This is a genomic window from Mesorhizobium sp. WSM4829 (genome assembly GCF_055811475.1).
In genome coordinates, this window is sequence record NZ_JBVVQJ010000008.1 from 29,123 (window position 1) to 47,606 (window position 18,484).

An 18,484-nucleotide genomic window follows, 5' to 3' on the forward strand; every position below is an offset into this window, starting at 1 on the left:
ACTTTGGGGGGAGATTGGCTTGTCCCCTCGGCTTTCGCCAATTTTCAACGTTGAAAAAAGGGCGCCGTCGTCGAAGCTGCCGATCTCCCCCCTTGTGGGGGAGATGTCCGGCAGGACAGAGGGGGGCGCGAAGGATCGCTACAGATCAGCATTAGGGGTCTGCGCCGCGTCGCTTCGCGCCGCTGGCAACCCATGCGAAACGGGGCCTAGCGGCCCCGTTTCGCATTGTTCTCCGGGAAAAGTCTAGCGGGCCGCGCGGGCCCATTTGCGATACCAGCCTTCGCTGGCAATCGTGTTGCGGTAGACCGCTTCGCGCTCGGTCGCCTCGGCTCCGGTCTCCGCCTGGATCTCGGCCTTGAGCGCCGCATCTTCGCGGCGAAACGGTATGACCTGGACCAGCGGCGTTCCCTTTTCGATGACGTAGAGGCCATCCGGCGCCGTCGCAAAGAACGGAAAATGGATGTGGGCTGCGTAGGTGTCGGTATCGACGATGCCGGCGACGCATTCAAAAGGCTGAGCCGGCCGATTGAGCGGCGGCAGGAACAGGCAACTCCAGCCCGGCGGGGTACGGATCGACCAGTAATTGTGAAACTTGCATGGCGGTGCCGGTTCCTTCGGATTGCCGGCGACCTGATGCGCGCCATGATTGCTCACCATCACCCTGTCGAACTCCCAGCCGGCATCGACGGCGCTGCCGCCATCCTTGATCTCAAGGCGGACGGTCGCCGCGAGCGGCAGGATCCAGCCGGTTGTCATCGCGTCGAGAAACGGCATGCAGCGCTTGACGGTCAGGCCATTGTTGGTGGCCGAGGCTTGCTGCGCATCGACCGGCGGCAGTTTGCGGAACCAGTCCGGCAGGACCGTCTTGGCCGCCACTGGCGGCGCGATGACGCCATGATCTTCCGGCCGACAGGCAAACCGGATCGAGCGAGAGGTCTTCTGAGAAGTCTGGGAAAAATGAAACATCGATGGCCTCCATGGAAAAATCCGAGGAGGAACGGGCCGCAGCCGGATTTATTCCCGGATGGGCGTCTGATATGCAAACCGACGACGATAGTTCGGCCACCGCGGCGCGCACAGCAGCGTTGGCTAAAGCACCAATCGCATCAGCGGCCGGCCCGCCTTGCGCTCGACCAGCCTCTCGAAGCCGGCTTTCTCGAAGACCCGCGACGAGCCGACGAACAGCCCGATCGAACGCGAATCTCTCGACAGGTCGATCGGACATGCCTCGACCAGCCGCGCGCCATTCTGGCGAGCAAATTCGATCCCGCCTTCGACCAGCCGGTGCGTCACGCCCCTGCCGCGCGCCTTGACGCGGATGAAGAAGCAGGAAATCGCCCAGACGCCCGGATCGGTGGCGTCGGCGGGATCGACCGGCGCCGACCCCCTGCCCTTGTTGTTCCATTCGGGCACGTCGGCGCGCGGGCCGATCTGCATCCAGCCGACCGCCTTGCCATCCTCGAACGCCAGCACGCCCGGTGGCGGCCCGGCCTCGATCCGCGCCTTGATGTGGTCCTTGTTGCGTTCCCGGTTGCTGGCGCGGCGCGCGGCCGGCGACAGCCGGAAATGCGTGCACCAACAGCCGTAGCAGGCACCCTGCTTACCGAAAAGATCTTCAAAATCCGCCCAAAGCTCGGGCACCAGCGGCGCTATGGTCGTATTCACGAACTCTCTCCCGGCCCACCGCCTTGTCGTGGCGTCCGTCCTGACGTACCATTGCTTTTGTTCTCTTTATGTTCGCAGCGATGGCGGTTCCTGTCAACAATCCCGATCACGGTTTTTGCCGCGACTGCCTGACCTTTCAGCGCGGTGAGGCACGGCGCTGTGAGCGCTGCGGCAGTCCACGGCTGGCCCGCCATCCGGAGCTCTACCGGCTGCATCTCGCCCACATCGACTGCGACGCGTTTTATGCGGCGGTCGAAAAGCGCGACAACCCGGCGCTGAAGGACCGGCCGTTGATCATCGGCGGCGGCAAGCGCGGCGTCGTCTCCACCGCTTGCTACATCGCCCGCGTCCACGGGGTCCGCTCGGCGATGCCGATGTTCAAGGCGCTCGAAGCCTGTCCGGAAGCGGTCGTCATCCCGCCGGACATGGAAAAATATGGGCGCGTCGGCCGCGAGGTGCGCGCCATGATGCAGGCGCTGACGCCGCTGGTCGAGCCGATCTCCATCGACGAAGCGTTTCTGGACCTTGCCGGCACCGAGCGCCTGCATGGCTTGCCGCCGGCGGTGGTGCTGGCACGCTTCGCGCTCGAGGTGGAGAAGGAGATCGGCATCACCGTTTCATCAGGCCTTTCCTACTGCAAGTTCCTGGCCAAGGTGGCGTCGGACTTTCGCAAGCCGCGCGGCTTTTCGGTGATCGGCCAAGCCGAGGCGACCGGCTTTCTGGCCGAGCAGCCGGTGACGCTGATCTGGGGTGTGGGAAAAGCCTTCGCCGCCACGCTTGAGCGCGACGGCATCCGCACTATCGGCCAGTTGCAGCGCATGGAGCGCGGTGACCTGATGCGCCGCTACGGCGTGATGGGCGACCGGCTGTACTATCTTTCACGCGGCGAGGACGACCGCCGCGTTCACCCCGACCAGGATGCGAAAAGCGTCTCGGCAGAGACCACTTTCGACACCGACATCGCCTCCCCCGAGCAACTGGTTTCGGTGCTGAGAGCGCTGTCGGAAAAAGTCTCGGGGCGGCTGAAGAAGTCCGGCATTGCCGGGCGCACCGTCGTGCTGAAGCTGAAGACGCAGGATTTCAAGACCCGCACGCGCAACCGGCAGCTCGGCGACCCGACACGGCTGGCCGACCGCATATTCTCGACCGGGCTCGAGTTGCTGCGCAAGGAGGCGGACGGCACCAGATACCGGCTGCTCGGCATCGGCGTCAGCGACCTCTCGAATGACGAAAAGGCCGATCCGCCCGACCTGGTCGATATCCAGTCACGCAAGCGTGCCATGGCCGAAGGCGCCATCGACAGGTTGCGCGACAAGTTCGGCCGCAAGGCGGTGGAGACCGGCTACACCTTCGGCAAGGGCCGCAACGCCCACCCGCCAGAGCCGATCGAGGATTAGTTTAAGCATGACCCCGAACCGAATGTCCGCGCAAGCGAAAAGCGGATCCAGTTCTCGGAAAGATCACGCTCAAACAAGACAAGGTAAAGCGGGCCGCTTCAGGTGCGTCGCAAATCGATCCGGCTGGTCATCACGCGCTCGCCGGTTTTCGGGTCGACGTCGATAACGGTCAGCCGCATGCCGTCCTCGCCGTTCTTCTCGACGGTCATTTGCGCCGTGCGATCGCCGTTGACCTCCTTCGCCCAGCGGATGCCGAGATTGATCGCATTGCCCGAGCGCCTGCCGCTGAGCTGCGCCGGCCCGGTGCGGGATCCGACATAGGTGCCGGTGTACTTCGTCCCGCTGGACTTCAGGTCGGCACTGATGGCGCGCGTCACCACGACGAGACCGCGGCAGGTGCCGTCCAGCGACAGTGAACTCGATGTCGCGTCGGAATTGAAGCGGCAGGAGACGTTCACCGTCGGCGCCTCGGTGGTTACCTTGACGGTGCCCTTGCCGGCAAAATTCCCCTCGAACGAGCGAAGAAAATCGGCCTCATCGGCATGAGCCGCGCCGGCGGCAGCCGCCAGGCAGCCGGCAAGTGCAAATCGTGCACATGATTTCATTGGATCTCTCCCCTTGATCTGGCTGTTGGACCAACGCTCGCCGTGACGGCAGGTTCCGCCCTCAACATGACCGTTTTGCAACGTGCCGCTCTGGCCCAGCCGAATGCGTCGACTAGCGGTTGCGGTGAAAGTCCCGACTTGCGACATAGCGCGCATGGCACCCTCGCCCTCGATCCCCAAGGCCGCGTTCTGGATGGCGCTGTCGATCGCATCGTTTCTGACGATGTCGGTCGCCGGCCGCGCCACGACCGCCGAGCTCAACGTCTTCCAGGTGCTGGAGCTGCGCTCGGTGATCGGCCTGTTCATCCTCCTGCCGCTGGTGATGATGTCAGGCGGTTTTGCGGCAATGCGCAGCAAACGCCCCGCCGCCCATATCGCCCGAAACGTCGTCCATTTTGTCGGCCAGGCGGCATGGCTCTACGCCTTGACATTGATCCCGCTGGCCGTGCTGATCTCCATCGAATTCACGACGCCGATCTGGACGGCCATTCTGGCGGTCGGCTTTCTTGGTGAAAGACTAAGCCGGCCCAGACTTGCAGCGATCGTGCTCGGGCTGATCGGTGTGCTGATCATCGTCCGTCCGGGCGTCGGCTCGGTCGATCCGGGACATGTTGTCGTGCTGGGTGCCGCGGTCTGCTTCGGCATATCCGTGGTCCTGGTCAAATCGTTGACGCGGACGGACAGCGTCGTGTCCATCATCTTCTGGATGCTGGTCATCCAGTCGGTGCTCGGGCTGATCCCGGCGCTCTACGAATGGCGCAACCCGCCGCTCGAACTGTGGCCGTGGATCCTGCTGATCGCCTTCACCGGCATGTCGTCGCATTTCTGCATGGCGCGTGCACTCGCCTATGCCGACGCCACCGTCATCTCGCCGATGGACTTTTTGCGCGTGCCGCTGTCGGCGCTGATCGGCTGGCTGCTGTATCAGGAGCAGATCGACGCCTTCACCGCCGGGGGCGCCTTGCTGATCCTGCTGAGCAATCTGCTTAATCTGCAGAAAAAGGCGACCAAACCAGCGGAAGTGGCAGCGTCTTAGCATTTTGCAGCCAAACGTCTTCGTTTGGCGTCCGACAAAATGCGTCAAAGCAAAGAGCTACCGCGCGGTTTTGTTTCCACAAAACCGCGCTTAGCCTCGCATTTCAGTCGCCTTCGTCGGGTATGTTGAGGAGATGCCCGCAGGCCTTGCAGTGGACGGCGTCGGCTTCATGCCGCTGAAGGCCACATTGCGGGCACGGGAAGAAGACCTTGTTGGGACGGAAGAGCGCCTGTGCCAGCCTGACGAACAGCGATATGCCGATGATCATGGTAACGATGGCGGTGAGCTTGCCGGCTATCCCCGGCAGGACGATGTCGCCGAAGCCGGTCGTGGTCACCGTGGCGACGGTGAAATACAGCGCATCGACATAGCCTTCGAGGCCGGCCCCGGTGCGGAAGAAGAAGGTGTAGACGAAACCGGTGACGACAAACAGGAATGTCAGGAGATTGATGACTGCGTGGCTCGCCTCGCGCCATTTTTTGAGGCCGCGCATCTCGAAAAACCGCCACAGCGCGCCGCTGCGCGACAGCGACCACAGCCGCAATATGCGCAGAAAACCCAGATTGGCCAGCGCCGAAGGCATCAGCAGCGTCAGCAGGATGAAGCCGTCGACCCACGACGTCGGCTGCTTCATCAGGCGCAGCATGTTGTTTGACGCCAGCAGCCGGGCAATCATGTCGGCGGCGACAAGCGCTGCCACTGAATAATCGAGCCACAGGAACGAGGACGATTCCTGGATCACCGGTGTGGCGATGAAGAAGGCGATGATGGCAAGGTCGATGATTACAGCCGCCAGCTGAAACCGGAAAGCCGCAGGCGTGCGCCCGTGATAGAGTTTGCGCAATGTGTCGCGCAGCCGCGCCAAGGCTGAAAAATCCTGCACTCCGTCCCTTTTCGGCGCCTTCATGACAATTGCGATAACGCTCGCTGCGACAGCCGTCCAGTGGGCAGAGCAGAGGCAAGCCGCTGCGGCTTGAGAACATCCGCAGCGTTCCAGGCCCGGAAAGCAATCAGACCGGTTCCGCCTCGATAATGCTGATACGAGGTCCGGCTTCAACGATATTGGCGACCCGAAAATCCGACGCCGCAAGCAGCAACCTGAATTCTTCCGCCGTGCGCTCCTGCCCGCCCGGCATGACCAGCATGTTCAGATCGCCGAATTTTGCGACGGCGCCTTCATTGGGCGGCGCCAGAATGCTCTCGAGCACCAGCAGTTTGCCTTCCGGGCGAATCGCCCGGCGGCAGGTTTTCAGGATCCGGATGTTTGTGTCGTCGTCCCAGTCATGCAAGATCCATTTAAGCACAATCGCATCGGCTCCTTCGGGCACCGAGACGAAGAAATCGCCGGCGACGATGTCGCAGCGATCAGCCACAGCCGCAGCGTCAAAGACCGGGCCGGCCTTCGCCACGACCTGCGGCTGATCGAATAGAATGCCGCGCTGGCCGGGATTGCGGCGGAGGATTTCGGCAAGCAGCGCGCCCTGCCCGCCGCCTACATCCATAACGACAGAGAACCGCCGGAAGTCATAGGCCGCGAGCACCGCAGCGGCGACGCCACGCGACATCGCCGTCATCGCCCGGTCGAAAACGACGGACTCTTCCGGATGCTCCGCCCGGTATTCCCAAACGCCCTTGCCATAAGCATGGCGAAAGGCGTTTTCGCCGGTGCTGACACTGTGCAGCAGATCGCTCCATGCCTGACGGAAATACGGCCGTCCGGCCAGAATTGCCCACGACGCGACCGAATGCTGAACGTCGGATCGCAACGCGCCGCCAACCGGGGTCAGCGAGAAGGATCGGTCTTCCGCTTCATGGAACACGCCGACCGACGCAAGGGCGCGCAGCAGCCGGTAGAGCGCCTGCGGATGGGTATTGGTCAGCACGGCCAGTTCGCCGCTGGTGCGTTTTCCGTCCTTGAGATGGTCTGCAATGCCCAGCGTGGCGGCGACGCATATCGCCTGAGATACCTGGAAGCCATTGACCATTTTCTGGAGTTCGGCAGCGGCATCCCGCTCATCCATGACGCGCTCCCCCCGGGCCGCCGAAAGACCCAGGCCGCCGAGCCCACAATACCAGCGGCATCGTCACCGGGCAATGCGACCTGGCGGAATACGGTCGTTAGCTCACACCAACTCCACCTCCACCACGCCCGGCACCGCCCGCATGGCCGAGGCGATCTGTGGCGAGACGCGGTAACGGTTGGGCAGTTCGATCTCGACCTCGCCCTGCGCCTCGTCCTTGATGACGATAATGCTCACCAGGCTGTCGCCGCGCTGGGTAAGCTGCGATTGAATCGCCGACGCCGGCCGGTCATCCCTGACAAAGATGCGCAAGGCTTTTTGGATGCGGCTTGCCTCGTCCTCCAGCGACTGCACCGTCTGGATGCGCAGATTGACGCCTTCGGGCCTGTCCTCGGCCGAAACTGTGACCACCACCGAACGGCCGGGCTCGAGCAGGTCGCGATATTGCGCCAGACCTTCGGAAAACAGCACTGCTTCATACTGGCCCGACGTGTCGGAGAACTGCACGACGCCCATCTTGTTGCCGGTGCGCGTCTTGCGCTCCTGCTTGGTGGTGACGGTGCCGGCAAGCCGCCCGGCGGCAGCGCCGCGTTTGACGGCGCCCGAGAACTCGGCCCAGGTCTGCACCCGCATCTTCTGCAGCGCCGCCTTGTATTCGTCCAGCGGGTGCGCCGAGAGATAGAAGCCGACCACCTGGAATTCACGGTGCAGGCGGTCGGCGGCAAGCCACGGGTCGGTCGCCGGCAGGTTGAGCGCCTGCGACTGCGCCCCGAGCGAGGCGCCGAAAATGTCGTGCTGGCCCGACATTGCATTCTGCTGCGCAAGCGACGCCAGCCCCATCATCCGCTCGACGCCCGCCATCATCGCGGCGCGGTCGTGACCGAAGCAGTCGAGCGCACCGGCCATGATCAGGCTTTCGAAGACGCGCTTGCCGACGATCTTCGGGTCGACCCTTTCGCAAAAATCGGCGAGGTTCTTGAACGGTTTTTCGCCGCGCATGGCGACGATATGCTCGACCGCCGCGTCGCCGACGCCCTTGAGCGCGGCCAGCGAATAGAAGATCCGGTTCTCGGCGACTTCGAAGGCGCGGAAGCTTGATATCACCGACGGCGCCACGACATCGATGCCGAGGCGCAGCGCATCCTGGCGGAAATCGGCGAGTTTATCGGTGTTGCCCATGTCGAGCGTCATCGACGCGGCCAGGAATTCGACCGGGTAGTGCGCTTTCAGATAGGCCGTCTGGTAGGAGACGACCGCATAGGCGGCGGCATGCGACTTGTTGAAACCATAGTCGGCGAACTTTGCCAGCAGGTCGAAGATGAAGTCGGCTTGCGGCTTGCCGACGCCGCGCTCGATCGCGCCCGAGACGAAGCGCTCGCGCTGCTTGTCCATTTCGGCACGGATCTTCTTGCCCATGGCGCGGCGCAGCAGGTCGGCTTCGCCCAGCGAATAGCCGGCAAGCTCCTGCGCGATCTGCATCACCTGTTCCTGGTAGACGATGACGCCTTGCGTCTCCTTCACCAGATGGTCGATCTTCGGATGGATCGATGCCATCTCCTCCTCGCCGTGCTTTCTGGCGTTGTAGGTCGGGATGTTCTCCATCGGGCCCGGCCGGTAAAGCGCGACCAGCGCAATGATGTCCTCGATGCAGTCGGGCCGCATGCCGATCAGCGCCTTGCGCATGCCGGCACTTTCCACCTGGAACACGCCGACCACTTCGCCGCGTGACAGCATGGCATAGGTGTCGGGGTCGTCGAGCGGAATGTGGGCAAGATCGATCTCGATGCCGCGGCGGCGGATCAGCTTGACCGCGGTCTCCAGCACCGTCAGCGTCTTCAGGCCGAGGAAGTCGAACTTCACCAGGCCGGCCTGCTCGACATACTTCATGTTGAACTGGGTGACCGGCATGTCCGAGCGCGGATCGCGGTACATCGGCACCAGCTCCCACAGCGGCCGGTCGCCGATGACGATGCCGGCGGCATGCGTCGAGGCGTGGCGGTAGAGCCCTTCCAGCTTCTGCGCCATGTCGAGCAGCGTCTGCACGATCGGCTCGCGCTCCGCCTCCTCGGCGAAGCGCGGCTCGTTGGCGATGGCGTCGGCGAGCTTGACGGGATTGGCCGGGTTCGACGGCACCATTTTGCTGAGCTTGTCGACCTGGCCATAGGGCATCTGCAGCACGCGGCCGACATCGCGCAGCACCGCGCGGGCCTGCAGCGTGCCGAAGGTGATGATCTGGCCGACCTGGTCGCGTCCGTATTTCTGCTGGACGTAGCGGATGACCTCCTCGCGCCGGTCCTGGCAGAAATCGATGTCGAAGTCGGGCATCGACACGCGGTCGGGATTGAGGAAGCGCTCGAACAGCAGCGAGAAGCGCAGCGGGTCGATGTCGGTGATGGTCGTCGAATATGCGACCAGCGAGCCGGCGCCCGAGCCGCGCCCCGGCCCGACCGGAATGCCCTGCGCCTTCGCCCATTTGATGAAGTCGGCGACGATCAGGAAGTAGCCGGGGAATTTCATCTTCTCGATAATGCCGAGCTCGAATTCCAGCCGTTCGCGATATTGCTCGACCGTATAGCCAGGGGCCAGGCCGTGCGCGGCGAGCCGCGCCTCCAGCCCTTCATGCGCCTGCCTGGAAAGCTCCTGCGCCTCCGCCTTCACCGCCGCGTCGGCGTCGGCGACATCGCCGCCGGCAAAGCGCGGCAGGATCGGGTTGCGGGTCTTGGGATAGTAGGAGCAGCGCAGCGCGATCTCGACGGTGTTGTCGATCGCCTCCGGCAGATCGGCGAACAGCCTCGCCATCTCGGCCTGGCTTCTCAGAAAATTGTCGGGCGACAGCCGCCGGCGATTGTCGACGGCGACGACCGACCCTTCGGCGATGGCGATCAGCGCATCATGCGCCTCATAGTCGTCGCGCGAGGAGAAAAACGCCTCGTTGGTGGCAACCAGCGGCAAGTCATTGATATAGGCGAGGTCGACTGACGATTTCTCGATGGCCCGGTCATAGCCGGAAACCCGTTCCAGCTCGACATAGAGCCGGTCGCCGAACAGCGCCTTGAGCGCTAGAAGCCGCGTCTCGGCGAGGTCGCGGCGGTCCTCTTTCAGCGCGTTGCCGATCGGGCCGCGCGGGCCGCCGCTGAGACAGATCAGGCCGTCGCAATGGCCTTGCAGCATGTCGGTCGTCAGATGCACGGCCTCGCCGGGCGGCGTTTCCAGATAGACCCGGCTGACCAGCCTGACCAGATTGCTGTAGCCGGCCTCGGTCGCCGCGATCAAAACCACCGGCCGCATCTCCGGACCTTGCCGCCTGCGGTCGCGCTGGCTGTCGCTGGCTTCACCGGAAAAAGCGAGAGCGGTCTGGCAGCCGATGATCGGCTGGATGCCCTCCTTCACCGCCTTTTGCGCAAATTCGAGCGCGCCGAACAGATTGTTGGTGTCGGTGACGGCAATGGCCGGGGCGTCATCTTTGACCGCATGGCCGACAACCGTGCCGAGCTGCAAGGCGCCTTCGAGCAGCGAATAGGCCGAATGCACGCGCAGATGAATGAACGGCCGCGCCGGCGCTTCCGGCCGCGACGCCTTCACAAAGGCCTCGCGCCGCAACGGATCGCGGGGAAGTGTCTCATTCGCCATTTTTTTATCGCCGTTTGAGAGGACTCAGTCGATGAGGATGTATTGTCCGGCACCGGACGATGCGAGTCCAGCAATTGAGGAAGTTGCGAGCTCGCGATCAGTGCTAATGACGGTGCAGGGCAGATCGCTTCGGGTCTCCGCTGCTCATCGCCACGGCAGGCGCCGTCGACGAAGCTGCCAATCTCCCCCGCAAGGGGGGAGATTGGCCGTCATCGCGGCTTTCACCAATCTCCAAACTCCCAGACCGGCGTCGAGCATGATTTTTCAGCCTCACGCAAATTCCATGATCACCGCGTCGACGGCAAGACTGTCGCCCGGTTTTGCCTTGAGTTTCGACACGGTGAGATCGCGCTCGGCGCGCAGCACGTTTTCCATCTTCATCGCCTCGACGACCGCCAGCGTCTCGCCGGCCTTGACCTCCTGCCCTTCGGCAACGGCGATCGACACGACAAGGCCGGGCATCGGGCAGAGCAGCATCTTCGACGTATCCGGCGCCACTTTTTCCGGCATCAGCCTTTCGAGTTCGGCGGTGCGCGGCAGCATGGCGCGGGCGCTCACCGACATGCCTTTCCAGGCGACGCGAAGCCCGTTCAGCACCGGCCTGACCTGCGCAGCGATCCTTCGGCCGCCGACCGTGCCGCGCCAGACGAGATCGCCCGGACGCCAGTCGGAGGCTACCGTCAGCGCCTTGCCGCCGTCGATCGACAGACCGAACTCCATCGGAATGGAGATCATGCCTTCGAGCACCGAGGCTGAAAGATAGTCCTTGCCGATCTTGACCACCCAGTCGCGTTTCAGGACACCCGAATGCGGCGCCAGCCGCCCGCCGAGCCGGTCGAGCCGGTCGCGGCGCAGCAGTTCGACCGCGGCGGCGATCGCTGCGAGAACGGCCTTTTCCTCGCTATCAGGCACGATCGGCGCGAAACCGTCGGGATATTCCTCTGATATGAAGGCGGTCGATATCCGCCCTTCCCGCCAGCGCGGATGCTGCATAAGTGCTGCCAGAAACGGCATGTTGTGCTCGATGCCGTCGACGACAAAACTGTCGAGCGCTTCGGACATGGCGTCTATCGCTGCGAGCCGCGTCGGCGCCCAGGTGCACAGCTTGGCGACCATCGGGTCATAGAACATCGAGATTTCCGAACCCTCGGTAACCCCGGTATCGTTGCGGACGACGACGTCGCCGAACTGTCCCTCTTGCGGCGGCCGGTATCTCGTCAGCCGGCCGATCGACGGCAGGAAATTGCGATACGGGTCCTCGGCGTAGAGCCGGCTTTCCACCGCCCAGCCGTTCAGCTTGACGTCGCTTTGTTTGATGGCGAGCTTTTCGCCGGCTGCTATGCGGATCATCTGCTCGACCAGGTCAATGCCGGTGACGAGCTCGGTCACCGGGTGCTCGACCTGCAATCGTGTATTCATTTCAAGGAAATAGAAGTTCTTTTCACTATCTACGATGAACTCGACCGTGCCGGCGCTCTGGTAGTCGACCGCGCTGGCCAGCGCCACCGCCTGCTCGCCCATGGCTTTCCGGGTCCTGGCGTCGAGGAAAGGTGAAGGCGCCTCTTCGACGACCTTCTGGTTGCGGCGCTGGATCGAGCATTCGCGCTCGCCGAGATAAAGCGCATTGCCATGCGCGTCGGCCAGCACCTGGATCTCGATGTGGCGCGGATCGACCACGAACTTTTCGATGAAGACGCGGTCGTCACCGAACGAGCTTTTGGCCTCCGACCGCGCCCGGTCGAACCCGTCGCGCACCTCGGCCTTGCTCCAGGCGATGCGCATGCCCTTGCCGCCGCCGCCGGCCGAGGCCTTGATCATCACGGGATAGCCGATCTCGCCGGCTATTTTCTCGGCATGACCGGCATTCTCGATGACGCCGAGCCAGCCGGGCACCGTGCTGACCCTGGCTGCATTGGCGAATTTCTTCGATTCGATCTTGTCGCCCATCGCCCTGATCGCTCCGGGTTTCGGGCCGATGAAGACGATGCCTTCGTTCTCCAGCGCTTCACAGAAGGAGGCGCGTTCGGATAAAAACCCGTAGCCGGGGTGCACGGCTTCAGCACCCGTCGCCTTGCAGGCGGCAATGATCTTCTCCGGCACCAGATAGCTCTCAGACGCCGGGGAAGGCCCGATATGGACAGCCTCGTCAGCCATCTCGACATGCACGGCGTCACGATCGGCGTCCGAATAGACCGCGACGGTGGCGATGCCCATCTTGCGCGCCGTCTTGATGACGCGGCAGGCGATCTCGCCACGATTGGCGATCAGGATTTTTGTGAACATACGGGTTTTGTTCCCTCGGCTGCCTTTCTTTTATGGGCTTGGCCCGGCCGGTCAAGGCACGTAGGCGCATATCCGGGCGTAAGTCGCCTGGTGCCGACCAAAACCCGGCACCGAACTGTCAATTCGTCCCATAGTCCAGAACCTGCAGATACGCTAAAGCTCGCCTCGATTGCCGATTTGGCTTGAGAGGAGAGCCCCGATGAAAACCCGTGCCGCTGTCGCTGTCGCCGCCGGAAAGCCGCTGGAAATCCTGGAGGTCGACCTCGACGGCCCGCGAGCCGGCGAGGTGCTGGTCGAGATCAAGGCGACCGGCATCTGCCACACCGACGAGTTCACGCTGTCGGGCGCCGATCCCGAAGGCATTTTTCCGGCGATCCTCGGCCATGAGGGCGCCGGCATCGTCGTCGATGTCGGCAAGGGCGTCACCTCGGTCAAGAAGGGTGACCACGTCATCCCGCTCTACACGCCGGAATGCCGGCAATGCCCGTCCTGCCTGTCCAGAAAGACCAATCTGTGCACCGCGATCCGTGCCACGCAGGGGCAAGGGCTGATGCCGGACGGTTCGTCGCGCTTCTCGATCGGCAAGGACAAGATCTTCCACTATATGGGCTGCTCGACCTTCTCCAACTTCACCGTGCTGCCCGAGATTGCGGTGGCCAAGGTCAATCCCGACGCGCCCTTCGACAAGATCTGCTACATCGGCTGCGGCGTCACCACCGGCATCGGCGCGGTGATCAACACAGCCAAGGTCGAGATCGGCGCCACGGCCGCCGTCTTCGGCCTCGGCGGCATCGGCCTCAACGTCATCCAGGGGCTGCGCCTGGCCGGCGCCGACATGATCATCGGCGTCGACCTGAACAACGACAAGAAGGAATGGGGCGAGAAATTCGGCATGACGCATTTCGTCAATCCGAAGGAGATCGACGGCGATATCGTGCCCTATCTCGTCAACATGACAAAACGCGGCGCCGACCAGATCGGCGGCGCCGACTATACGTTCGACTGCACCGGCAGCACCAAGGTGATGCGCCAGGCCCTAGAAGCATCGCACCGCGGCTGGGGCAAGTCGGTGGTCATCGGCGTTGCCGGCGCCGGCCAGGAGATCTCGACGCGGCCGTTCCAGCTGGTCACCGGCCGCACCTGGATGGGCACCGCCTTCGGCGGAGCGCGCGGCCGCACCGACGTGCCGAAGATCGTCGACTGGTACATGGACGGCAAGATCGAGATCGACCCGATGATCACCCACACGCTGAAGCTGGAGGACATCAACAAGGGTTTTGACCTGATGCATGAGGGCAAGAGCATCAGGAGCGTGGTGGTCTATTGAGAATTTGCGACGTGGCCGGGAGGAAGCAAGGCAATCGCTTTAGGTCTGCGCCGCCCCTCATTGCCCTGCCGGGCATTTCTCCCCGTACAGTGACGGGGAGAAAGACGCCTTCGCAAAGGGATTTCGCCAATCTGCAGCGTGGCGGAAAGCGTGCCTAGGTTGCGGCCAGCCCCTTCGCCCCGTCACTATACGGGGAGAAGGTGCCGGCAGGCGGATGAGGGGCAGCGCCGACCTTTGACCGCTCGAACATCAATCCAGGCACATTCGCCCGGCTTCATACGCTTGGAACGAACCATGCCCGCACCCGCCATTTACGTCGATGCCGATGCCTGTCCGGTGAAGGCCGAGGTCGAGAAGGTCGCCGAGCGCCATGGCGTCGTCGTCACCTTTGTCTCCAATGGCGGGCTGCGCCCGTCGCGCGACCCGATGATCCGCAACGTCGTCGTGTCCAAGGGCGCCGACGCGGCGGACGACTGGATCGTCGACAATGCCAAGCCCAACGACATCGTCGTGACATCAGACATCCCGCTTGCCGCCCGCACGGTGGCGCTCGGCGCCTATGTGCTTGGGCCGACCGGACGCCCGTTCACGCCGGAAACGATCGGCATGGCGGTAGCGATGCGCGACCTCAAGCAGCATCTGCGCGAGACCGGCGAAAGCAAGGGCTACAATGCCAGTTTCGCGCCGCAGGACCGCTCGCGATTTCTCGGCGAGCTCGACCGCATCTTGCGGCGTGCGCTGAAATCCGCCGCGCCGGGCTAGCGCTTTCACCTCTGATCGGAGGTCAACGCAGCAAAACCGGAATATCATGCGCACAATCAAAAGTGTTATAATGTCCGAGTCTTAAAAGACGAGCGGCGGTGTAGAAGACGGACCGCCATCAGAGGCCGGGCCATGACGACCGAGACGCCCCTGAAGACACCACTGCACCGCCACATGCAGTTCGCGGTGTCGGCCTGCATCGGTGTAGTGGCACTGGCGATCGCGCTGGTCTTGCGCACTTCGCTCGCCTTTTCGATCGGCGCCAATGCGTTTTTCGCCGCCTACACCGTCATCGTCCTCGTCCAGATGCCGCTGCTCACCGGCCGCTTTTTGAGCAAGAACGCGCGGGCCACCGACCAGCCGGTGCTGGTCATCTTTGCGGTGACGCTGATTGTCGTCACCGTTGCCATCATCTCGCTGTTCCAATTGATTAATCGCGAGGGCAGCGCGCATCCTGTCGAACTCACCTTCGCGCTGCTGTCGATCCCCCTCGGCTGGTTCACCATCCACGCCATGACGGCGCTGCACTACGCCCATGTTTACTGGGTCAACGATGAAGAGACCGAACCCGGCAGCAAAGCGAAACAGAAAAAGCCGGTCGGCGGCCTCGTATTTGCCGGTAAGGAACGGCCGGACGGCTGGGATTTTCTCTATTTCTCGACCACCGTCGGCATGACCTCACAGACCTCCGATACCGCGGTCTCGACCACGCAAATGCGTCACATCGTGCTTTTGCATTCGATCCTGTCGTTCTTTTTCAATACGGTGATCGTCGCCGCCGCGGTCAACCTCGCCGTCAGTCTCGGGAGCCGGTAGCACCGGGCAGTCTGTAATAATTCTGTGATCGGATGAAACATCGCTTTGGCTGGCAACGTATTGGGAGGAGAACGATCGGAAAGGCCGGCTGAGCGGCCGGAAGGACGCGAAAAAATGCAATCGGTTGCCAGGAGCCAATCCACTGTCGGGCCTGATACTGCCGCGCCGAAAGATGCAACGCTGATCTACCGGCAGTCGCGCTGGACGCGGCTGACGCACTGGCTTTGGGCCATTTCGCTGTTCTTCATGCTGCTTTCCGGCCTGCAGATCTTCAACGCCCGCCCCCAGCTCTATATCGGCAAGGAATCGGGATTCGCATATAACAACACCATCTTCGCTATCGGCGCCGAGAACACCGCAAACGGCCCGCGCGGCTACACCGAAATGTTCGGCAAGCGCTTCGACACAACCGGTGTGCTCGGCTGGTCGGGGCCGGCGGGTCGCGAGACGTCCCGCGCCTTCCCGTCCTGGGCGACAATCCCCTCCTATTACGACCTCGGCACCGCCCGCGTCGTCCATTTCTTCTTCGCGTGGATACTGACCACGACCCTGGTCGTGTGGCTGGTCGCCAGCCTGATCAACGGTCATCTGCGCCGCGATCTTGTCCCTCGCATCGACGATCTCAGGCGTTTGCCGCGAGACATCGTCGATCATGCCAAATTCAAGTTCCATCACACGCGCGAATACAACACGCTGCAGAAGATGGCCTATGGCGGCGTGATATTCGTGCTGCTGCCGCTGATGATCATCACCGGCCTTGCCATGTCGCCGAGCATGAATGCGGCGCTGCCGTTCCTCAACGATTTGCTTGGCGGCAGGCAGACGGCGCGGACAATCCATTTCGTCGTGATGCTGCTGCTCGTCGCCTTCTTCATCATCCATATGCTGATGATCTTCGCTGCCGGCCCGATCAACGAGCTGCGTTCCATCATCACCGGCTGGTACCGAACCGATCCGCCGGCGCATGGCAGCAAGACGCCGCAGAGGGGTGCGTGAGATGGCGAAGTTTGTGATCAGCCGCAGAAAATTCCTGACCTCGGCCAGCCTCGGCGTCACCGGCATCATGCTGTCGGGTTGCGATGCATTCGACAGCCAGCTTCGTGTCGGCGACGGCCTGCGCAGTTTCCTCGAAGGCGCCAACGGCCTGACCTGGCGCGCGCAGCGCCTGCTCGCCGGCGATTCGCTGGCGCCGGAATTCACCGAAGCCGACATTCGCCAGCCGCAGCGGCCGAACGGCGTCACCGCGCCGGACGACGATGTCTACAAAAGCCTGCTCGCCAACAATTTCGCCGACTGGCGGCTCGATGTCTCAGGCCTCGTCGAAAAGCCGCTGTCGCTGACCCGCGAGCAATTGATGAACATGCCAAGCCGCACCCAGATCACCCGCCACGACTGCGTCGAAGGCTGGAGTTGCATCGCCAAATGGACCGGCACGCCGCTGTCGCTGGTGCTTGATCAGGCGGTGGTCAAGCCACAGGCGCGCTACGTCATGTTCCATTGCCTCGACACGATCGACCGCAGCCTGTCCGGCGACATCAAATATTACGGCTCGATCGACCTGATCGATGCCCGTCACCCGCAGACGATCCTTGCCTATGGCCTGAACGGCAAGCCGCTGCCGGTCGAGAACGGCGCGCCGCTGCGCGTCCGCGTCGAGCGCCAGATCGGCTACAAGATGCCAAAGTATCTCCGCCGGATCGAACTGGTCGACAGTTTCGCCGCTATCGGCGGCGGCAGGGGCGGCTACTGGGAGGACAATGGCTACGACTGGTACGGCGGCATTTGAAGCCATAGCTCCGCCATTTCCGATCAGTGTTTGGTGCTTTGCTCAGGCGACCTTGTCGATCAGCGGCTTGAGCACCGGATGGATTTCCGGCGAGGCGTGCTTGATCAGTGTCAGCAGCGCGCGCTCGTTCTCATGCAGCGGCCGGTCGCTGCCGATGCGCTCGGCCAGCCATTTCGCCTCGCACGCGTCGATCGTTTCGGCGCGGCGTGCCAATGCTTCGGCTGCCTTGTTCTTCGATTCCCATTCGGATTCGATATCGCCCGGCGCGCAGTAGGCTTTCATGATGCCGGCGAGGCCACCCGAAACCATGCGGCCGAAGAAACCGCCGATCTCTGGATCGGCCTGCTCCAGGAAAGCATCTTGCCGCAGCGCCACGTCGCGCACCGGAGCTTCGTAGCCGGCCGAGCACATGACGTAATTGGCGAGCGCCTTGACGAACAGATCATTCCACGATGGATCGTTGTTGGCTGCCGCGGTCCGCTCGTTGATCTTGAACAGCACCTCTGCCTCGGCGCGGGTGATGGCAATGTTGCCGTCGCCGCCATAGGCATAGAGGATGCGGCGCAGAAGCTCGACTTCAGCCTTGGCGATCAGCCCGGGAAACAGCTTACCGCCGTGCATCAGCGGCCCTTTGCCGTCGATGATGGCATGGGCGACCTGCTCCAGCGCATAGGCGCAAAGCCCGTTCGGCGAGGATTTCGCCTTTTCCAGCACATGCACGAGCAGTTCGAGTTCGGTCAGGCTGTCGACCATGCCGTCACGCGAAATCGCTTGGACCAGCCAGTCGGCATTGTCCTGCGAGATATAGCCCGCCGGCTTTTCCTGATGAACGATGAGGTCGGTGATGGCTTCGATGAAAAAATCCGGCCATTCCGCGCATTTGTCCCCTTCTATCGCGTCGAGCGCAAACAGCGCCTCGGCCTCGCTCCGCGTCACCACCCCGTCGCCGAACACCTCGCGGCGCAGCATGACCACGTCTTCCGCTGTGACTCGATTTTTCGAGGCCAACTCGGCCACCGGAACGCTCTTCAATTCGCCCATTTCGTTTCCCATCCATACGTCACTTGGACCCAACATATCGGCAGTTCCTTGAGAAACCGGCAAACCGCGTGGTTAGCGAAGACTTGTCGGTAAGCTGTCGCTAGCAGGTGACAAG

At 63.0% G+C, this 18,484-nt stretch carries 15 protein-coding genes; 7 read left to right on the plus strand and 8 right to left on the minus strand.

Annotation, left to right across the window (positions count from 1 at the left end):
* Window positions 1-243 precede the first annotated feature (243 nt).
* Together AC0L17_RS10040 and AC0L17_RS10045 are read right to left on the minus strand one after the other, a co-directional pair.
* Window positions 244-966 carry a DUF6065 family protein gene (locus AC0L17_RS10040; RefSeq protein ID WP_473515707.1) on the minus strand — a complete coding sequence of 241 codons (723 nt, stop codon included), beginning with the start codon at window positions 964-966 and terminating at the stop codon, window positions 244-246.
* A gap of 123 nt (window positions 967-1,089) precedes the next feature.
* Entirely contained in the window at window positions 1,090-1,665 is a 576-nt protein-coding gene (locus AC0L17_RS10045; protein ID WP_473515708.1) for a GNAT family N-acetyltransferase, read from the minus strand.
* Between the two features lie 68 nt (window positions 1,666-1,733).
* Here AC0L17_RS10045 and AC0L17_RS10050 point away from each other — a divergent pair, with 68 nt between their 5' ends.
* Complete coding sequence (locus AC0L17_RS10050; RefSeq protein WP_473515709.1) at window positions 1,734-3,062, plus strand: DNA polymerase IV; 1,329 nt, start codon at window positions 1,734-1,736, stop codon at window positions 3,060-3,062.
* 98 nt (window positions 3,063-3,160) lie between these two features.
* On the opposite strand, the gene AC0L17_RS10055 is transcribed toward AC0L17_RS10050, so the two are convergent.
* Window positions 3,161-3,667 (minus strand): hypothetical protein, encoded by a 507-nt coding sequence (locus tag AC0L17_RS10055; RefSeq protein WP_473490309.1) that lies wholly within the window; start codon window positions 3,665-3,667, stop codon window positions 3,161-3,163.
* Window positions 3,668-3,821: 154 nt separating this feature from the next.
* Between AC0L17_RS10055 and AC0L17_RS10060 the strand changes: the two genes are divergently transcribed.
* Window positions 3,822-4,703 (plus strand): DMT family transporter, encoded by an 882-nt coding sequence (locus tag AC0L17_RS10060; protein WP_473515710.1) that lies wholly within the window; start codon window positions 3,822-3,824, stop codon window positions 4,701-4,703.
* 103 nt (window positions 4,704-4,806) lie between these two features.
* Here AC0L17_RS10060 and AC0L17_RS10065 read toward each other — a convergent pair whose 3' ends face one another.
* The 4 genes from AC0L17_RS10065 to AC0L17_RS10080 form a co-directional block, all read right to left on the minus strand.
* On the minus strand, window positions 4,807-5,610 hold the full coding sequence (locus AC0L17_RS10065; protein ID WP_473515711.1) for a potassium channel family protein: 804 nt from the start codon (window positions 5,608-5,610) through the stop codon (window positions 4,807-4,809).
* 103 nt (window positions 5,611-5,713) lie between these two features.
* The gene (locus AC0L17_RS10070; RefSeq protein ID WP_473515712.1) at window positions 5,714-6,724 is read right to left on the minus strand and encodes a methyltransferase; all 1,011 of its coding nucleotides are present in this window, start codon (window positions 6,722-6,724) and stop codon (window positions 5,714-5,716) included.
* 102 nt (window positions 6,725-6,826) lie between these two features.
* Entirely contained in the window at window positions 6,827-10,354 is a 3,528-nt protein-coding gene (dnaE, locus tag AC0L17_RS10075) for a DNA polymerase III subunit alpha (protein WP_473515713.1), read from the minus strand.
* Between the two features lie 270 nt (window positions 10,355-10,624).
* Window positions 10,625-12,637: an acetyl-CoA carboxylase biotin carboxylase subunit gene (locus AC0L17_RS10080; protein ID WP_473515714.1), complete on the minus strand. Its 2,013-nt coding sequence runs from the start codon at window positions 12,635-12,637 to the stop codon at window positions 10,625-10,627.
* A 199-nt stretch (window positions 12,638-12,836) separates the two neighbouring features.
* Between AC0L17_RS10080 and AC0L17_RS10085 the strand changes: the two genes are divergently transcribed.
* From AC0L17_RS10085 to AC0L17_RS10105, 5 genes are all read left to right on the plus strand, one after another.
* Window positions 12,837-13,964 carry an S-(hydroxymethyl)glutathione dehydrogenase/class III alcohol dehydrogenase gene (locus AC0L17_RS10085; protein WP_091597176.1) on the plus strand — a complete coding sequence of 376 codons (1,128 nt, stop codon included), beginning with the start codon at window positions 12,837-12,839 and terminating at the stop codon, window positions 13,962-13,964.
* 294 nt (window positions 13,965-14,258) lie between these two features.
* The gene (locus tag AC0L17_RS10090; protein WP_473515715.1) at window positions 14,259-14,726 is read left to right on the plus strand and encodes a YaiI/YqxD family protein; all 468 of its coding nucleotides are present in this window, start codon (window positions 14,259-14,261) and stop codon (window positions 14,724-14,726) included.
* A gap of 132 nt (window positions 14,727-14,858) precedes the next feature.
* Entirely contained in the window at window positions 14,859-15,542 is a 684-nt protein-coding gene (locus tag AC0L17_RS10095; RefSeq protein WP_473515716.1) for a DUF1345 domain-containing protein, read from the plus strand.
* Window positions 15,543-15,656: 114 nt separating this feature from the next.
* Window positions 15,657-16,538, plus strand: coding sequence for a cytochrome b/b6 domain-containing protein (locus AC0L17_RS10100; protein ID WP_473515717.1), 882 nt, complete (start codon window positions 15,657-15,659; stop codon window positions 16,536-16,538).
* 1 nt (window position 16,539) lies between these two features.
* Entirely contained in the window at window positions 16,540-17,328 is a 789-nt protein-coding gene (locus tag AC0L17_RS10105) for a molybdopterin-binding protein (RefSeq protein ID WP_473515718.1), read from the plus strand.
* A 42-nt stretch (window positions 17,329-17,370) separates the two neighbouring features.
* Here the strand turns inward: AC0L17_RS10105 and AC0L17_RS10110 are convergent, their stop codons facing one another.
* Entirely contained in the window at window positions 17,371-18,369 is a 999-nt protein-coding gene (locus AC0L17_RS10110; protein ID WP_473515719.1) for a hypothetical protein, read from the minus strand.
* Window positions 18,370-18,484 lie beyond the last annotated feature (115 nt).